General features: G+C 60.7%; 12 protein-coding genes and 4 pseudogenes. 3 read left to right on the plus strand and 13 right to left on the minus strand.

Annotated features, from left to right (window positions below; genetic code table 11):
* Positions 1-3 precede the first annotated feature (3 nt).
* Both LK440_RS15445 and LK440_RS15450 read right to left on the minus strand, forming a co-directional pair.
* Positions 4-1,281: an amidohydrolase family protein gene (locus LK440_RS15445; RefSeq protein ID WP_005017765.1), complete on the minus strand. Its 1,278-nt coding sequence runs from the start codon at positions 1,279-1,281 to the stop codon at positions 4-6.
* Positions 1,282-1,296: 15 nt separating this feature from the next.
* Positions 1,297-1,818: pseudogene (locus LK440_RS15450) on the minus strand (ABC transporter permease); the annotation flags it as partial.
* Between the two features lie 117 nt (positions 1,819-1,935).
* On the opposite strand from LK440_RS15450, the gene LK440_RS15455 reads away from it, so the two are divergent.
* Positions 1,936-3,156, plus strand: coding sequence for an ISL3 family transposase (locus LK440_RS15455; protein ID WP_005011985.1), 1,221 nt, complete (start codon positions 1,936-1,938; stop codon positions 3,154-3,156).
* A 3-nt stretch (positions 3,157-3,159) separates the two neighbouring features.
* Here LK440_RS15455 and LK440_RS15460 read toward each other — a convergent pair.
* The 10 genes and pseudogenes from LK440_RS15460 to LK440_RS15505 all read right to left on the minus strand — a co-directional run.
* Positions 3,160-3,501 (minus strand): annotated as a pseudogene (locus tag LK440_RS15460) (ABC transporter permease subunit); the annotation flags it as partial.
* Between the two features lie 28 nt (positions 3,502-3,529).
* Positions 3,530-4,383 (minus strand): annotated as a pseudogene (locus LK440_RS15465) (IS3 family transposase).
* Between the two features lie 23 nt (positions 4,384-4,406).
* Entirely contained in the window at positions 4,407-4,886 is a 480-nt protein-coding gene (locus LK440_RS15470) for an SMP-30/gluconolactonase/LRE family protein (protein ID WP_005017743.1), read from the minus strand.
* A gap of 13 nt (positions 4,887-4,899) precedes the next feature.
* Positions 4,900-5,670: a cytochrome b561 domain-containing protein gene (locus LK440_RS15475; RefSeq protein ID WP_005017740.1), complete on the minus strand. Its 771-nt coding sequence runs from the start codon at positions 5,668-5,670 to the stop codon at positions 4,900-4,902.
* Between the two features lie 13 nt (positions 5,671-5,683).
* Positions 5,684-7,108 (minus strand): sulfatase-like hydrolase/transferase, encoded by a 1,425-nt coding sequence (locus tag LK440_RS15480; protein WP_230580955.1) that lies wholly within the window; start codon positions 7,106-7,108, stop codon positions 5,684-5,686.
* A 35-nt stretch (positions 7,109-7,143) separates the two neighbouring features.
* Positions 7,144-7,944 carry a Bug family tripartite tricarboxylate transporter substrate binding protein gene (locus LK440_RS15485; protein WP_232826579.1) on the minus strand — a complete coding sequence of 267 codons (801 nt, stop codon included), beginning with the start codon at positions 7,942-7,944 and terminating at the stop codon, positions 7,144-7,146.
* 48 nt (positions 7,945-7,992) lie between these two features.
* Positions 7,993-8,145, minus strand: coding sequence for a hypothetical protein (locus LK440_RS15490; RefSeq protein WP_005017733.1), 153 nt, complete (start codon positions 8,143-8,145; stop codon positions 7,993-7,995).
* Between the two features lie 62 nt (positions 8,146-8,207).
* The gene (locus LK440_RS15495; protein ID WP_005017731.1) at positions 8,208-9,137 is read right to left on the minus strand and encodes a dihydrodipicolinate synthase family protein; all 930 of its coding nucleotides are present in this window, start codon (positions 9,135-9,137) and stop codon (positions 8,208-8,210) included.
* A 5-nt stretch (positions 9,138-9,142) separates the two neighbouring features.
* Positions 9,143-10,315, minus strand: coding sequence for an L-rhamnonate dehydratase (locus tag LK440_RS15500; RefSeq protein ID WP_005017728.1), 1,173 nt, complete (start codon positions 10,313-10,315; stop codon positions 9,143-9,145).
* A 29-nt stretch (positions 10,316-10,344) separates the two neighbouring features.
* Entirely contained in the window at positions 10,345-11,379 is a 1,035-nt protein-coding gene (locus LK440_RS15505) for a 4-hydroxythreonine-4-phosphate dehydrogenase PdxA (RefSeq protein WP_005017725.1), read from the minus strand.
* Between the two features lie 143 nt (positions 11,380-11,522).
* On the opposite strand from LK440_RS15505, the gene LK440_RS15510 reads away from it, so the two are divergent.
* Positions 11,523-12,440: a LysR family transcriptional regulator gene (locus tag LK440_RS15510; protein ID WP_005017721.1), complete on the plus strand. Its 918-nt coding sequence runs from the start codon at positions 11,523-11,525 to the stop codon at positions 12,438-12,440.
* A 395-nt stretch (positions 12,441-12,835) separates the two neighbouring features.
* Here LK440_RS15510 and LK440_RS18140 read toward each other — a convergent pair.
* A pseudogene (locus LK440_RS18140) lies at positions 12,836-12,928 on the minus strand (diacylglycerol kinase); the annotation flags it as partial.
* A 64-nt stretch (positions 12,929-12,992) separates the two neighbouring features.
* On the opposite strand from LK440_RS18140, the gene LK440_RS15515 reads away from it, so the two are divergent.
* The gene (locus LK440_RS15515; protein WP_005017713.1) at positions 12,993-13,583 is read left to right on the plus strand and encodes a sigma-70 family RNA polymerase sigma factor; all 591 of its coding nucleotides are present in this window, start codon (positions 12,993-12,995) and stop codon (positions 13,581-13,583) included.
* The last annotated feature ends 40 nt before the right edge of the window (positions 13,584-13,623 follow it).

Genomic DNA, 13,623 nt, shown 5'->3' on the forward strand with positions numbered 1-13,623 from the left:
GCGTTAGCGTTGCAACTGAAAATCCACGCTGGCCGGGCGACCCGGCAGATCGAGGCTGGCGCGGGCCGGTGGCGTCGTGGCGATGATGCGTCCGGCGCGCAGCACGGCCAGGCGCGTGGCGCGCAGGTGCAGGGCTTCGACGGGGTCGCGCGCCTGCAGCAGCACCAGGTCGGCGCGCTTGCCGACTTCCAGGCCGATGTCTTTCAGGCCCATAATCGCCGCCGGCGTGGTCGTTACGGCCTCAAAGCAGGCACGCATGGCTTCGCGCCCGGTCATCTGCGCAACATGCAGGCCCATATGGGCGACTTCCAGCATGTCACCGCTGCCCAGGCTGTACCAAGGATCCATTACGCAATCGTGGCCGAAGGCCACCGGTATGCCCGCTGCGAGCAGTTCGGGGACGCGCGTCATGCCACGCCGTTTGGGATAGCTGTCGTGGCGGCCCTGCAGGGTGATGTTGATCAGCGGGTTGGCGATGGCCGCCACACCGGCTTCGCGCATCAGCGGTAGCAGCTTGGACACGTAATAGTTGTCCATCGAGTGCATGGACGACAAATGCGAGCCGGTCACACGGCCTTGCAAGCCAAGACGCTGGCTGTGATAGGCCAGACTCTCGATATGGCGCGACAGAGGATCGTCACTTTCGTCGCAGTGCATGTCGACCAGCAGGCCGCGTTCGGCGGCTATCTCGCAGAGGATGCGCACGGACTCGGCGCCGTCGGCCATGGTGCGTTCAAAGTGCGGAATGCCGCCCACCACATCGACGCCCATGTCCAGGGCGCGTTGCAGGTTCTGTAAGGCGTTGGGAGAACGAAGCAGACCGTCTTGCGGGAAGGCGACCAGTTGCAGATCCAGATACGGTTTGACCTGTTCGCGCACGTGCAGCAGGGCCTCGACGGCCAGCAGACGCGGGTCGCAGATGTCGACGTGGCTGCGAATGGCCAGCAGGCCGCGCGCGACCGCCCAGTCGCAATATGCCAGGGCACGGTCGACCAGCGCTTGCTGAGTCAGCAGCGGTTTGAGTTCGCCCCACAGCGCGATGCCTTCGAGCAGCGTGCCGGATTGGTTCACGCGCGGCAGCCCATAGGACAGCGTCGAGTCCATATGGAAGTGGGCGTCGATGAAGGGCGTGGTGACGAGTTGGCCGTCGGCCTGCAGGGTCTGCCCGGCCTCGGCGGCCAGTTGCGTGGCGATGACGGCAATGCGGCCGTCTTGCACACCGATGTCCAGCGGACCACGTCCGTCGGGCAGCATGGCGTTGCGGATGATGAGATCAAGCATGGATAGTCCTTGGAATCAGCGCTCGCCCTTGCGATAGGGCTTCATCAGGGCCTGGGGATAAGCGGCGCGGCGCGCCACGATGACCAGAGCCAATATCGAAAGAAGGTAGGGCAGCATCAGGTAGACCTGATAGGGCAGCGCCGGCAGACCCGGCAAGGCGCCCTGCTGCAGGCGCAGTTGCAGCGCATCGAAAAAGGCGAACACCAAGGCGCCTAGCAAGGCCTTGCCCGGGCGCCAGGAAGCGAAAACGACCAAGGCAACGCAGATCCATCCGCGGCCGTTGATCATGTTGAAGAAGAAGGCGTTGAAAGCAGCCAGCGTCAGGAAGCTGCCCGCGACGCCCATGAGCGCCGAGCCGGCCACGATGGCTCCCATGCGCAGCTTGATGACCGACAGCCCCTGCCCTTCTGCCGCAGCGGGGTTCTCCCCCACCATGCGTAGCGCAAGCCCCAGGGGCGTGCGATTGAGCAACCAGGCGATCAGCGGCACGGCAATCAGCGCGCCCAGCGTCATCGGCGTCAGGCCGGCCAGCACCGGGCCAATAACCGGTATGCCGGCCAGGGCTTTCATTTGGTTCATCGCGGAATAGCGTGGAGCCGTGCTTGATTGCCGTTACGCTTGATCCTTGATTTTTCAAGGATCAAGGCCGGGATCATGCTGGACCGCAAGACGATCGAGAGGTTGGGTGGGTGGGAAGGTTATCGGGTGGAGCGGGTCGTGTGGCCTGAAGGTGAGAGCCGGACGGTCACGATTTACCTGAAGCCTTCAGCGCGAACGATGCACTGCGAGCACTGCGGCAACCGATGTCGGCAGGTGCATGAGACGACCACGCGCCGGGTGCGGGATCTGCCGCTAATGGCGCTGCGAGTGACGCTGGTAGTGCCGCGTCGGCGGGTCTGGTGCGAGCAGTGCGGTGGACCGCATCTGGAGAGGCTGAGCTGGCTGGGCCGTTACCAGCGAGTGACCGACCGGCTGGCCGAGGCGGTCAGCCAGTTGCTTGAGTCCAGCAACATTCTGGCCGTGGCGCGCTTCTTCCAACTGGGTTGGCACACGGTCAAGGCGCTGGACAAGGCCCTGCTGCGACGGGCGATCCAAGAGCCGGACTGGAGTCAGATCCACTACCTAGCGATGGACGAGTTCGCTCTACACAAGGGCCATCGTTATGCCACGGTCGTTGTCGATCCGATCCGCCGTCAGGTGCTATGGATCGGTGATGGCCGCTCGCGCGAGACGGCCAGAGCCTTCTTCGAACAACTGCCAACTGGGGTTGCCCAGCAGATCCGGGCCGTAGCGATCGACATGACGACGGCCTATGAGCTGGAGATCCAGGCCAACTGCCCCAACGCCGAGATCGTCTACGACCTGTTCCACGTCGTGGCCAAGTACGGCCGTGAAGTGATAGACCGGGTGCGTGTAGACCAAGCGAACCAGTTGCGGCACGACAAGCCGGCCCGCCGGGTGATCAAGTCCAGTCGCTGGCTACTGCTGCGCAATCGCAAAAACCTCGATCCGTGCCAATCGGTAAAGTTGGACGAGTTGCTCCAGGCCAACCAGCCCTTGCTCACCGCTTATCTGATGCGCGATGAGCTCAAACAGCTGTGGTTCTACCAACACCCCGGCTACGCCCGCCAGGCATGGGATCACTGGCTGCAACAGGCTCAGGGCAGCGGCATCGCCGCCTTGGCTCACTTCGCGCTCAAGCTAAAAGCCTATCTGCACGGGATTCTGTCTCGCTGTCGCCACCGGCTCAACACCAGCATCGTCGAGGGCATCAACAACACCATCAAAGTCATCAAGCGCCGCGCCTACGGCTACCGCGATCAGGAGTACTTCTTCCTCAAGATCCGGTCTGCATTCCCCGGTATTCCTCGATGAACCTTTCATTTCGGCATAGGGAACGATCGTGGGGGGCGTTTCGACTTTGGGGAAGGTCACGCGATAGGCGAAGTACGACAAACTGGTCGCCAGCATGGTCACACCCAGGCCGGAGACGTGTTGCGACAGTCCTAATGGGACGGTGAGCACGGCATGCAGCAGACCGAAGATTGCACCGGCCAGCGCGGCGGCGAGCACTCCAATGTATAGCGGTGCGCCCAGATAGACCGCCAGCCAGCCGGTGAAGGCACCGACCACCATGATGCCTTCGATGCCCAGGTTCAGTACGCCGGCACGCTCGCATATCAATACCCCGAGGGTGCCGAGTATGAGCGGGGTCGCCAGCCTGAGCGTAGCTGACCTGCCCCCAGATTTAGTACGGCACCGACATAGAGCCCAGGGGTAAAAGACCTTCTTTCTGATGAGCCTGCACGAATTGCGCCGGCGTTAAATATCCGAGCGCGCTGTGAGGCCGATCGGTGTTGTACTCGACTCGCCAGTTTTCGATCAAGCTTTTAGCCTGTCGCAGGGACAAGAACCAGTGCTCGTTAAGGCATTCGTCGCGGAACTTGCCGTTGAAACTTTCGATATAAGCGTTCTCCACCGGCTTACCCGGCCGAATAAACGACAGCTTTACGCCTGCTTGGTAGGCCCAGGCGTCCAAGGCTCTTCCGGCGAACTCTGGCCCGTTGTCCACGGTAATAGATCGCGGCAGGCCACGCATCTCCGCCAGCCGTTGCAGCACCATGGCAACACGCAGTCCCGGCAACGACGTATCGACCTCGATGGCCAGGCATTCGCGAGTGTAGTCATCGACGATAGTCAAACAGCGGAATCGGCGGCCATAGGCTAGGCCGTCGGCCACAAAGTCCATTGACCAACTCTGATTCGGCGCGATTGCCGCTGGGCGAACCACGCGCTCGGTCATTAATGTCCTGACCGCCTCGCGTTTGGCCTGCGGGCTGACTACTTTCGGCTTAGCAGATCCTGAAGCGCCGCCTTGTCCAGCATCGACTCGGCCAACAGCTTCTTGAGCTTGTTGTTCTCCTGCTCCAGCTCCTTGAGCCTCTGAGCGTCCGACACCGTCATGCCACCGAACTTCGCCTTCCAGTTGTAGTACGTTGCCTCGGAGATTCCGTGCTTGCGGCACAACTCTGCGGGCTTGGCACCTGCATCGGCTTCCTTGAGCACGCCGATGATTTGCTCTTCCGTAAATCGTTTCTTCATTGCCATTCCTTTGGGAACGGACTCTACATCGATTTCGTACTAATCACGGGGAGCAGGTCAGGATCACTGAACCAGATTCTTCCGACGGCATCGACCACCACATCGTTGGGGGAATTCAGGCGCCTTCCCATGTACCGATCGACAACGATCTGGTCAGCGGTGTCCGCCAATACCCCGGCCGTTGAAAGAGGCGTGCGCACGATGGCCCGTCGGCCGTGGGAGCAATGCAGCAGATCACCGTTGCGATCACGTGTATGACCGTTCGTGAACTCGACATTGCTGCGCCAGACCGTCATTCCGTCGAGCGATGACCATCTGAGCATGCGGTTATTGGGGATATCGCTCCAGAGCAGGCTGTCGTCTTCCTCCATCCATACCGGTCCCTCGCTCCATTGGGCCCCCGTACAGAGGCGCTCGAGCGCGTGGCTTGCGACCATCCGTCGCAGTCTGGGATCGAAGGTATCCAAGTCCGGCTGAGGAAGATCGCCGATGGGCCTGGTCATAGTTTCAAGAAGCTCATGGCTTTTCCTGTGTGATTTCACTGGCATGGCAAGGTGGGAACCGCTGAATACCCACCCCAACGACCGGCAATGCGTTGCCCGGATGCGTCAACTCCGGCCCCCAGATGGCTTGGTAGGTGTCCAGACAGCGGCCGTGACGCTGCAACCAGACGAATGTGTAAACAAACGCGGACCACCAGATGGAAAGGCCCAGCCACATCCAGCGCGGAGCATCGGCGACCCACATGCCAAGCAAGACCGTGATCGCCGACAGGGTCAGTGCGGTGTATCCGGCCGCCTTGTGCACACGCTCGAACCAGACCCGGCGCGCAGTCATATCGTAGTGGTCACCGCGCAGATCAATGGAATTGTCCTGCGCATCACGTCTTGGGTCAGTGGGGCCCCCTTTGGATCCCCGCAGTTGCCCGCCGAGCGCTTGTGCAACGCCCAGGTCGACGATGCTCCATCCCAGCCAGCCGTGCAGTGCCCGAACGCTGCCCGCGTAAGCCTCTGCCCCCCAAACCAGATACGCGCCCACGCAGGCAAGCGCAACCGCGCTGTAGTTCAACCCCCTGTGCACGTGCCACCAGAACTTGTTATCGAGCTCTTGCGGCCAACGTTGGCGGCGCGTGACTTTAAAAAAACGCGCGACCAGGATAGCGATCGGGACCAGGCCGCCCCATGCGACCGACATGGTGCGGCCATGCCACGACACCGAAGCGGAAACCGCGTGATCAGCAGCGCCGCTGATGGGCATCACAAGCCACTGCAAGGCATCGGCGAACATCGGCATTCTGACGTCAAGCATTGCCGATCAGTTGCACGGCTTCACCCGGAATAGGCGTGTAGCTGCTGCCGCCGCGAGCCAGTATCTTCTCCACGCCACCATGCGCGGCGATCAACCTGGCCTGATCCTTCTTGGCGTCGAGATCTGTCGCGTCCGGATCGCAGATCGCACGCAACTGCCGATCGAAGTCGTGCAGCACGTCCTGGACCTGCGGCTGCGTGGCGATGTCATGGACCTCTTCGGGGTCATGCGCCAAGTTGAACAGCTCCGGTGCGAAACCGGTGTAATGGATGTACTTGTAGTCCCCTTGGCGCAGCATGTATGCCGCGCTGACGCCGCCGGCGGCATGGTACTCACTGAACACCGTACGCGCAGGATCGTAGGGCTCGGCCGCGATGTCGAACAGAGAGCGTCCAGGCAGGTCAGGCGGGATGAGGCTCGAGGCGCCGACGGTCTGCAGGATTGATGGATAGCAATCCACATGCGAGACGGGGGTATTGACCCGACGGCCTGGCGCGACTCCCGGCCCGCCGAGGATCATCGGCACACCCGCTGACTCTTCATACATCGTCGACTTGCCCCACAGCGCGCGGGCACCAAGATTGTCGCCATGGTCGGACAGAAAGATCACCCGCGTCGTATGAGCAAGACCTGTTTCTTCGAGTGCATAAAGAATTTTTCCAACATTCGAATCCAGAAACGAACACAGGCCGAAATACGATGCGATGGCAATGCGCCGCTGATCATCACTGCCAAAATGCGAATCGAACCCATAGCATTTGTTCCACGCTTGGATCCAGGGGTGATACTTGACGTCCTTGCGCGGCAACTCGATGCTGCGGGCGTCGTACATTGCGTAGAACTCGGGCGGCGCGATCAGCGGCGAGTGCGGCGAAATGAAAGATGAATACAGCACCCAAGGTTTGTCGTGCGACTTGCGTCCCTGCGTGTTGAGCCAGTTGACCGTTTTTTCGGTGATATCCCGGTCGTAGCGGATGTAGCTGCTTTCGCCCGGACCGATGCTGCGTGCCAGGTCAGCCGATTGGTGCCGTGTGGGCAGTGGATCGCGGATCAGCCCATAGAGATCACCGACACCCGCCTCGATGTGCATGGGAATGATCTGCTCCGAAAATCCCCCGTCTATCTCGTCGCTGCTGTAGTGCAGCTTTCCAATGGACGTGACGCAGTGACCTGCATCGCGCAGCACGTGGGCCCAGCTTGGCATCGTCCCATCATAGGCAATTGCGTTGTCCCAACATCGGTTGTCGTGGACGTACCTGCCGGTCGCAAACGCTGCGCGCGCAGGCACGCAGATAGGAGAACTGGAATAGGCATTCGCCATGACCGTGCCGCGTGCGGCGAGCCTGTCCAGGTTCGGCGTCTTGACCACGGGATGGCCGTTGTAGCCGAGCACCTTTTTGTTGTGCTCGTCATCCATGATGATGAGAATGTTCTGGGCGGAATCAGTCGAAGTCATTGGTCGGCCTTCAGCTTGTTGTCGGTGATAACTTTCTTCCAGCGAGCCGTTTCGGCCGCGACCGTGGCCCCAAGCGCCTTGCCTGTACCGGGTGCGGCTTCCGCTCCTGCGCCAAGAAAACTGGTCTTCAACGCGGGGGCTTCGAGGGTTTCGATCAATGCCGCTTCAAGCTTTGCCTGCACCTCGGCGGGTAGGGCTGCAGGGGCAAAGAGGGCATGCCAGTTATCGATTTCCATGCCCGGAAGACCCGCCTCGGATGCCGACGCGACATCCGGCATCGCCTTCATTCGTGCATTCGATGTAACGAACAGAGGCACGACCTTCTTGGCTTGGGCCAGGCTTGCGGCGGCCGGAATGCCCGCGAACGCCAACTGAGTCTCGCCGGAGGCGACGGCGGTAATCGCGGCACCGCCGCTCTTATAGGGAACATGCAAGAGGGGGGTATCGATCTGCTTTTGCAGAAGCACTCCTGCCAGGTGCTGCGGACCGCCGAAGCCGGGCGAGGAGTAGGCGTAACCCCCTCCTTTGGCGCCCTTGCCGCTTTTCATCGCGGCGATGAGCTGCGCGTAGTTTGACGCGCCCAGACTCGGGGATGCCACGAGCACCAACGGAACGTTCGCAACCATGCCAATGGGCGTGAAGCTGGTGACAGGGTCGTACTTGACCGGGTAGAACGATGGCGCCAGGGCGATGTTCGACACGGTCCCCATCAAGAGCGTATACCCGTCGGCGGCGGCGGTGGCGACGTTAGCCGCGCCGATTGTGCCCGTAGCGCCCGGACGGTTCTCGACGATCATGGACTGCCCGAGTACCGGGCCCATCTTTTCGGCGACCATCCGTGCAAGCTAATCGGGTGCGCTGCCCGCCTCGGAACCGACAATGATCCTCACGGGACGTGAAGGGAAAGCGTCAGCCGCAAAAGCCTGGCCTGCAGCCATCGACAGGCCGAGGCCGGCAAGCCACAGGGTGCGTGTGCATACGCCGATGTATGTATTCATGGGGGTCTCCGGTCGTTGTGATTATGGGTTCTTGAATCTTCAGAGGACGGGGTGCATCCCGATCACTTTGCCCATCGCAGAACGAGCGGATCGAGTCGCCGTGCTGTCTCCAGCAAACCGGATCTGACTGCTGGAAGCATCTCCGGCCAGGGATGTCGCGGCGCGTCGCAAGCAATGACACCGCCCTCTTTCATCAGCGCTTTTGCGGTAAGGATGCCCGACTGCCGATTCTCGTAATTGATCAGGGGCAGCCATCGTTGATACAGATCGAAGGCCAGGTCTCGATCCCCCTGGCGATGGGCTTCGATGATGGGGCGGATCCCATCCGCGAAGGCGCCGCCGGTCATTGCGCCGGTGGCGCCAGCGTCCAGGTCCGGCAACAGCGTGATGGCTTCTTCTCCGTCCCACGGCCCTTCTATGGACTCCCCACCCAGCCGGATCAGTTCGCGCAGCTTGCTAGCCGCGCCTGCGGTCTCGATCTTGAAGTAAGAGACCTGTTCGATCTGCTGTGCCATCGTTGCCAGAAATCCCGGCGAAAGCGTGGTCCCGCTCGCAGGAGCGTCCTGGATCATGATCGGAACTGAGATCGCATCCGATACGCCTCTGAAAAACTGGTGAATGTGCAGTTCCGGAACACGAAAGGTCGCGCCGTGATAAGGAGGCATGATCATGACCATTGCGGCACCCATATCCTGGGCGCGGCGGCTGCGCTCGGCGCAGACCCGAGTACTGAAGTGCGTGGTTGTCACGATCACGGGCACGCGGCCACTCACGTGTTCCAGCACGGTTCGCGTCAGCACTTCACGTTCGTCATCCGCGATCAGGAACTGCTCTGAGTAGTTGGCCAGTATGCAGATGCCGTCAACACCGGAGTCGATCATGAAGTCGATGCAGCGCTTCTGGCTCTCCAGGTCCAGGCGCCCATCGGCATGGAAGGTTGTCGGAGCGACAGGGAAGATGCCGCGGTATCGAGGGTGCGAGAGGCTTGCCATGTCTGTCATCCGATGATGTTGAATTGGTCGAGATATTTCTCGTTAAGCGTCAGGCAAAGCCCCGGGACATCGTCGCGCAACTGAACAAACCCTCCTTCAGCGACCGGCTCACCTTCGAAGATGTAGTAGAAGAGTTCGTTTCCGACCTCCACGTCATGCATCGGGAAGTACTCGCTCATGGGCGAGGCGAGCGTGCTCATGGTCAGGTGGTAGTTGTGCATCTGCCCTGCGTGGGGGATGACCGGTACCGAGTAGGCTTCGCACAGCGCGTTGATCTTATGCGCGGCAGTGATCCCTCCCACGCGATTGGTGTCGTACTGCACGACGCTTACCGCGCGGCGATCCAGCAACTGCTTGAATCCGTAGAGGCTGAATTCGTGCTCACCGCCTGAAATCGGGATACTGCCCAGTTGGTTGAGCTCGGCATAACCGTCAATGTCATCGGCAATGACGGGCTCTTCAAGCCAACGGGGTTCGTATTTTTCGAGCTTGGGCAACATGCGTTTGGCGTACTCGAGATTCCAACCCATGTAGCATTCGAGCATCAGATCGTTGTCGTAACCGATCACTTCCCGTATGGCTTGTACGGACTTCAGGTTCTCGCTCACGCCATGCTGAAGGTGCGCAGAACCGTAACCGAATCGCATCTTGAAGGCAGTGAAGCCTTGGTCAAGGAACCGCTGAGCCTCGTCCTGCATCTCCTTGAGGTCTGTCCGATACAGCTTGGAGTAATAGCAAGGGATCTTCTCTTTCGTTCGTCCGCCTAGCAGTTTAAAGACCGGTTTTCCAACGCTCTTGCCCAGGATGTCCCAGATCGCCAGATCGACGGCCGAGATGGCGGCCATCGTGACGCCCTTGCGTCCCCATGCGTGCGTGGCGCGGTACATGCGTTGCCACAAGTATTCGTAATCCCAAGGATCATGGCCGATGACAAGCGGGGCGAGGTACTGGTCGATGATGGCTTTGGCGATGGCCGGGGCAAGCGCCACATTTCCCAGACCAACGATGCCATCGTCGGTTTCGATTTCGACGACCGTCCAGGAATGGAACCGGAACGTGCTCATTGACTCCTGCGGAGCGTAGAGCAGGTCCATCGCGTTGGAGCAAAAGTTGCCTTGCGGCGGAACCGTTTTTCCCTTCCACTGAAAAACGCGCGCACGAACGGATTTGATCTTCATGTTGTCTCTTCGGTTTGAAGGTGATTGCTTCAGGCGGCAAGAAGAGCATCGGCGCGGGCCGACCCACCCATGCGGCAGGCGAGCTGAAAGGCTTGCCACGTTGCCTCGACGTTGGCCGTTCCCTTGCCTGCTATGTCGAAAGCGGTCCCATGCGCGGGTGTCGTGATCGGTATAGGCAAACCGCCCTGAACGGTGACGCCTCGCGAGAAGCCCAACAGCTTGATCGCGATCTGCCCTTGGTCGTGGTACATCGTCACGACCGCCTGATACTCGCCCGCGACAGCCTTGAGAAAGATGGTGTCGGCCGGAAACGGGCCATGAAAGGGCGAGGCGGTTGGCCACTGCCGCGCCTGGAGAGCCTTGACCGCGGGTTCGATGATCTCGACTTCCTCGCGGCCGCACAGGCCGCCATCGCCCCCATGGGGATTGAAGGCGGCGATCGCAATCTTCGGTGCCGGCACGCCGCTACGCAACAACGATCGATAGATAAGCTCTGCTGCCTGCTCGATGCGCTCCACACCGAGGTATCCGGCGACGTCCTTGAGCGGAACATGCGAAGAGATACGGGAAGTCCAGAGGTCGCCCAAGGTGTTGAATTCACAGAAGTAGCCCGATACACCGAGGTACGCCGCAAAATCGTGCAGCTCGTCTTCATGCTGCATGCCGCCAAGCTTCATAGCTTGCTTGTTCAACGGAGCAAAACAGATGGCATCGATACTTCCGGCAAGCGCTGCGTCCATACATCGGTCAAGAATGCGCAGGACCGACTGTCCACATGCTGGCTGAGCCTTGCTGCGGACAACGGTTTCTTGCTCCAGCGTGTCCATGGCGAGAAAAGCCGCACGGCTCGTATCTGATCTCGCTCGGACGTTGTCCAGGCTTGAGATCAACTCGGTTTCAGGAAGGGGCGTCCCGGCGATGCGGTTGCCTTCCTCCCAAAGCCAGTAATCCCCGATCAAAACGACGTTAGCGAGTTGCGTGGTCTCAGGCTTGGCAAGCAGCTTGACGACCAATTCGGCGCCGATCCCGGCCGCGTCCCCTAACGTTACCGCCACGACCGGCATGTCCGAACGGCTGCGATTTGAAGTTGTGGTGCTATTCATGTCGTCTCCTATGCGGTGCATGGTAGGTGGACGATTGATCGCCGTATACTGAAAATGTTTGATGCTTTTATATCTAGAAGTTATCAATTCGAAGCTGGAGCCCCATGAACAACTCACCCGTGCCACAGTTGTTGAACCGCCTGCGGATGCGCCAGGTGGCTTTGCTGCTTGCCATCGACGAAAAGCTCACACTGCGCGCGGCCGCTCTCGCGTTGGGGCTGTCGCAGCCCGCAGCGACAAAGATGCTCCACGAGCTCGAGGACACGCTCGGCCAGCCACTTTTCGAACGCATTGGAAGAGGGTTGCGAGCCACACCGGCCGGCACGCGCGCGACGGCGTACTTCCGCGGTGTCCAGGGAACAATGGAGTCGTTGAGCCGCGAACTCTACGAAATCAAGCGCGGAGGCTCGGGCCGCTTGCGCTTGGGCAGCATCATGGCAGCGTCACCCGCTCACCTGACCGACACCTTGGTGCGGACCAAAGAGCGGTTTCCGATGCTCGAGATCACGATTGATATTGGAACCAGCGATCGCCTAATGGAGATGCTGGATGAAGGACGGCTCGACCTGGCGATCGGTCGCGTACCCACTAACGCAGGAAGGCATTACGTCTTCCGAGCCATTGCTGAAGAGGAGCTATCGCTCATCGTATCGACACGGCACCCCCTGGCGGGTCGCCGCAAGGTGGAGTTTGCCGAGCTGCAAGCCTATCCCTGGGTGCTTCAGCCCCTTGGCAGCCCGATGCGCGACGTGATCGAACAAGAATTCCGGGCCTACCACATGCCTTTGCCGCCGGGCCTGGTGGAAACCGCTTCGGTACTCACCACCACCGACCTCATTGCGAAGTCGCAGATGATTGCCGTCATCTCCTCGGTGGTCGCGGCACGACACGAAGAGCATGGCCTGCTTCATGTACTGCCTTGCCCGCTTCGGCACAAGCTTGCCTCTTATGGCTCGGTTGTGCGGGCAGACCGCCCAACCAGCGGCGCCGTCGCGCATTTTCTCGAACTATTGCATTCGTAGCGCGGCACCGAAAGCCTATCGCAACGGCGCGGGCTCCTCGCTGCCGACATGTGCAAGCAAAGAAAAGGAGCCGCCTCGGCGGCCCCAGTGAATTACGCGCTACGTGAAAACGGGTGATACGAAAATAACACCGAGAACAGGATGCATCGCCCCGGGTTTCTTAGACAGTCCCGTTCATCAAAACGTAGCGCCGTTCGAACTCTGCCGGAGAAACCTGACCGATATAGCTGTGGCGCCGTCATAGGTTATGGAACAAAGCAAGTCATCCGCGTCTGGAGATTACCGCTGTACCTCCTCCGATCGAGAAGGCGAACTTTCTTCCCGATGCTCTGCCCAGGACCATCCGTCGCTAGAACGCTCGCCAGCGCGAGCTCCTGGTGGAAAGCGGCTTCCTATTTGACGGCGGCTTTCAGGTCCTGCCAGCAGTAGCGCGGGACGTTCAGAATGCGGCGCAGGCCGCCGGAGCTTTTATAGGGCGGGGGATGTGGGCCACTCCCGGGGGAAGAGGGCGCTGTCTGTCGGCTGCAACAGTGGCCTCCGGCGAATTTGAGCATGATTCTCATTTGCGTATATACTCGCCGCCGTCCGGTGACGCACACCGGCTTCGATGCCAAGGCCGCTGTGGTTGTCCGCTATTACCGTGAACTGCTCAAGTTTTTGCACCGGTCCGTCAACGACAGCGATGTCGCGGCAGATCTGGCGCAGGAGAGCTATGCGCGCGTGCTGGCGGTGCAGCAATCCGGCCAGGCGGTGGCCGAGCCACGCGCCTTGCTCTACCGCACCGCACGCAATCTGGTGATAGACCAGCACCGGCGCGACAGCGTGCGCGGGCAAACCGTGGCGCTGGACGACGATGAAGCCTTGCAGCCGTCCTTGCAACCCTTTCTGACCGCGCCTGAAGCTCTTGAACCCGAGACGGCCGCCATCTCGGCGCAGAATACCGAGGCGCTGCTCAATGTCATCGGCAGCCTGCCGCTGCGTTGCCGCGAGGCCTTCATTCTGCATAAATTCGATGCTCTGCCACAGGCCGAGGTAGCCCGGCAGATGGGTATCTCGCTGACCATGGTCGAACGCCATATCAAGACCGCCATGCTGGTCTGCCGCCGTTGCCATGAAGGCGATGCGGCCAAGGGTGCGCGATGATGTCTCTGCACCGCCGGCAGAAATCCACGATACTGCGGCC

Source organism: Bordetella holmesii (assembly GCF_020735985.1).
GTDB classification, from domain to species: domain Bacteria; phylum Pseudomonadota; class Gammaproteobacteria; order Burkholderiales; family Burkholderiaceae_B; genus Bordetella; species Bordetella holmesii.

Excerpts from the sequence above, each read along its gene's own strand:
- LK440_RS15485 (WP_232826579.1), bottom strand. The coding sequence starts at position 7,944 with ATGATCGTCGAGAACCGTCCGGGCGCTACGGGCACAATCGGCGCGGCT.
- LK440_RS15495 (WP_005017731.1), bottom strand. The coding sequence starts at position 9,137 with ATGGCAAGCCTCTCGCACCCTCGATACCGCGGCATCTTCCCTGTCGCT.
- LK440_RS15455 (WP_005011985.1), top strand. The coding sequence starts at position 1,936 with ATGCTGGACCGCAAGACGATCGAGAGGTTGGGTGGGTGGGAAGGTTAT.
- LK440_RS15470 (WP_005017743.1), bottom strand. The coding sequence starts at position 4,886 with ATGACCAGGCCCATCGGCGATCTTCCTCAGCCGGACTTGGATACCTTC.
- LK440_RS15500 (WP_005017728.1), bottom strand. The coding sequence starts at position 10,315 with ATGAAGATCAAATCCGTTCGTGCGCGCGTTTTTCAGTGGAAGGGAAAA.
- LK440_RS15480 (WP_230580955.1), bottom strand. The coding sequence starts at position 7,108 with ATGGATGACGAGCACAACAAAAAGGTGCTCGGCTACAACGGCCATCCC.
- LK440_RS15505 (WP_005017725.1), bottom strand. The coding sequence starts at position 11,379 with ATGCCGGTCGTGGCGGTAACGTTAGGGGACGCGGCCGGGATCGGCGCC.
- LK440_RS15510 (WP_005017721.1), top strand. The coding sequence starts at position 11,523 with ATGAACAACTCACCCGTGCCACAGTTGTTGAACCGCCTGCGGATGCGC.
- LK440_RS15475 (WP_005017740.1), bottom strand. The coding sequence starts at position 5,670 with ATGTTCGCCGATGCCTTGCAGTGGCTTGTGATGCCCATCAGCGGCGCT.
- LK440_RS15445 (WP_005017765.1), bottom strand. The coding sequence starts at position 1,281 with ATGCTTGATCTCATCATCCGCAACGCCATGCTGCCCGACGGACGTGGT.
- LK440_RS15490 (WP_005017733.1), bottom strand. The coding sequence starts at position 8,145 with ATGAATACATACATCGGCGTATGCACACGCACCCTGTGGCTTGCCGGC.
- LK440_RS15515 (WP_005017713.1), top strand. The coding sequence starts at position 12,993 with ATGATTCTCATTTGCGTATATACTCGCCGCCGTCCGGTGACGCACACC.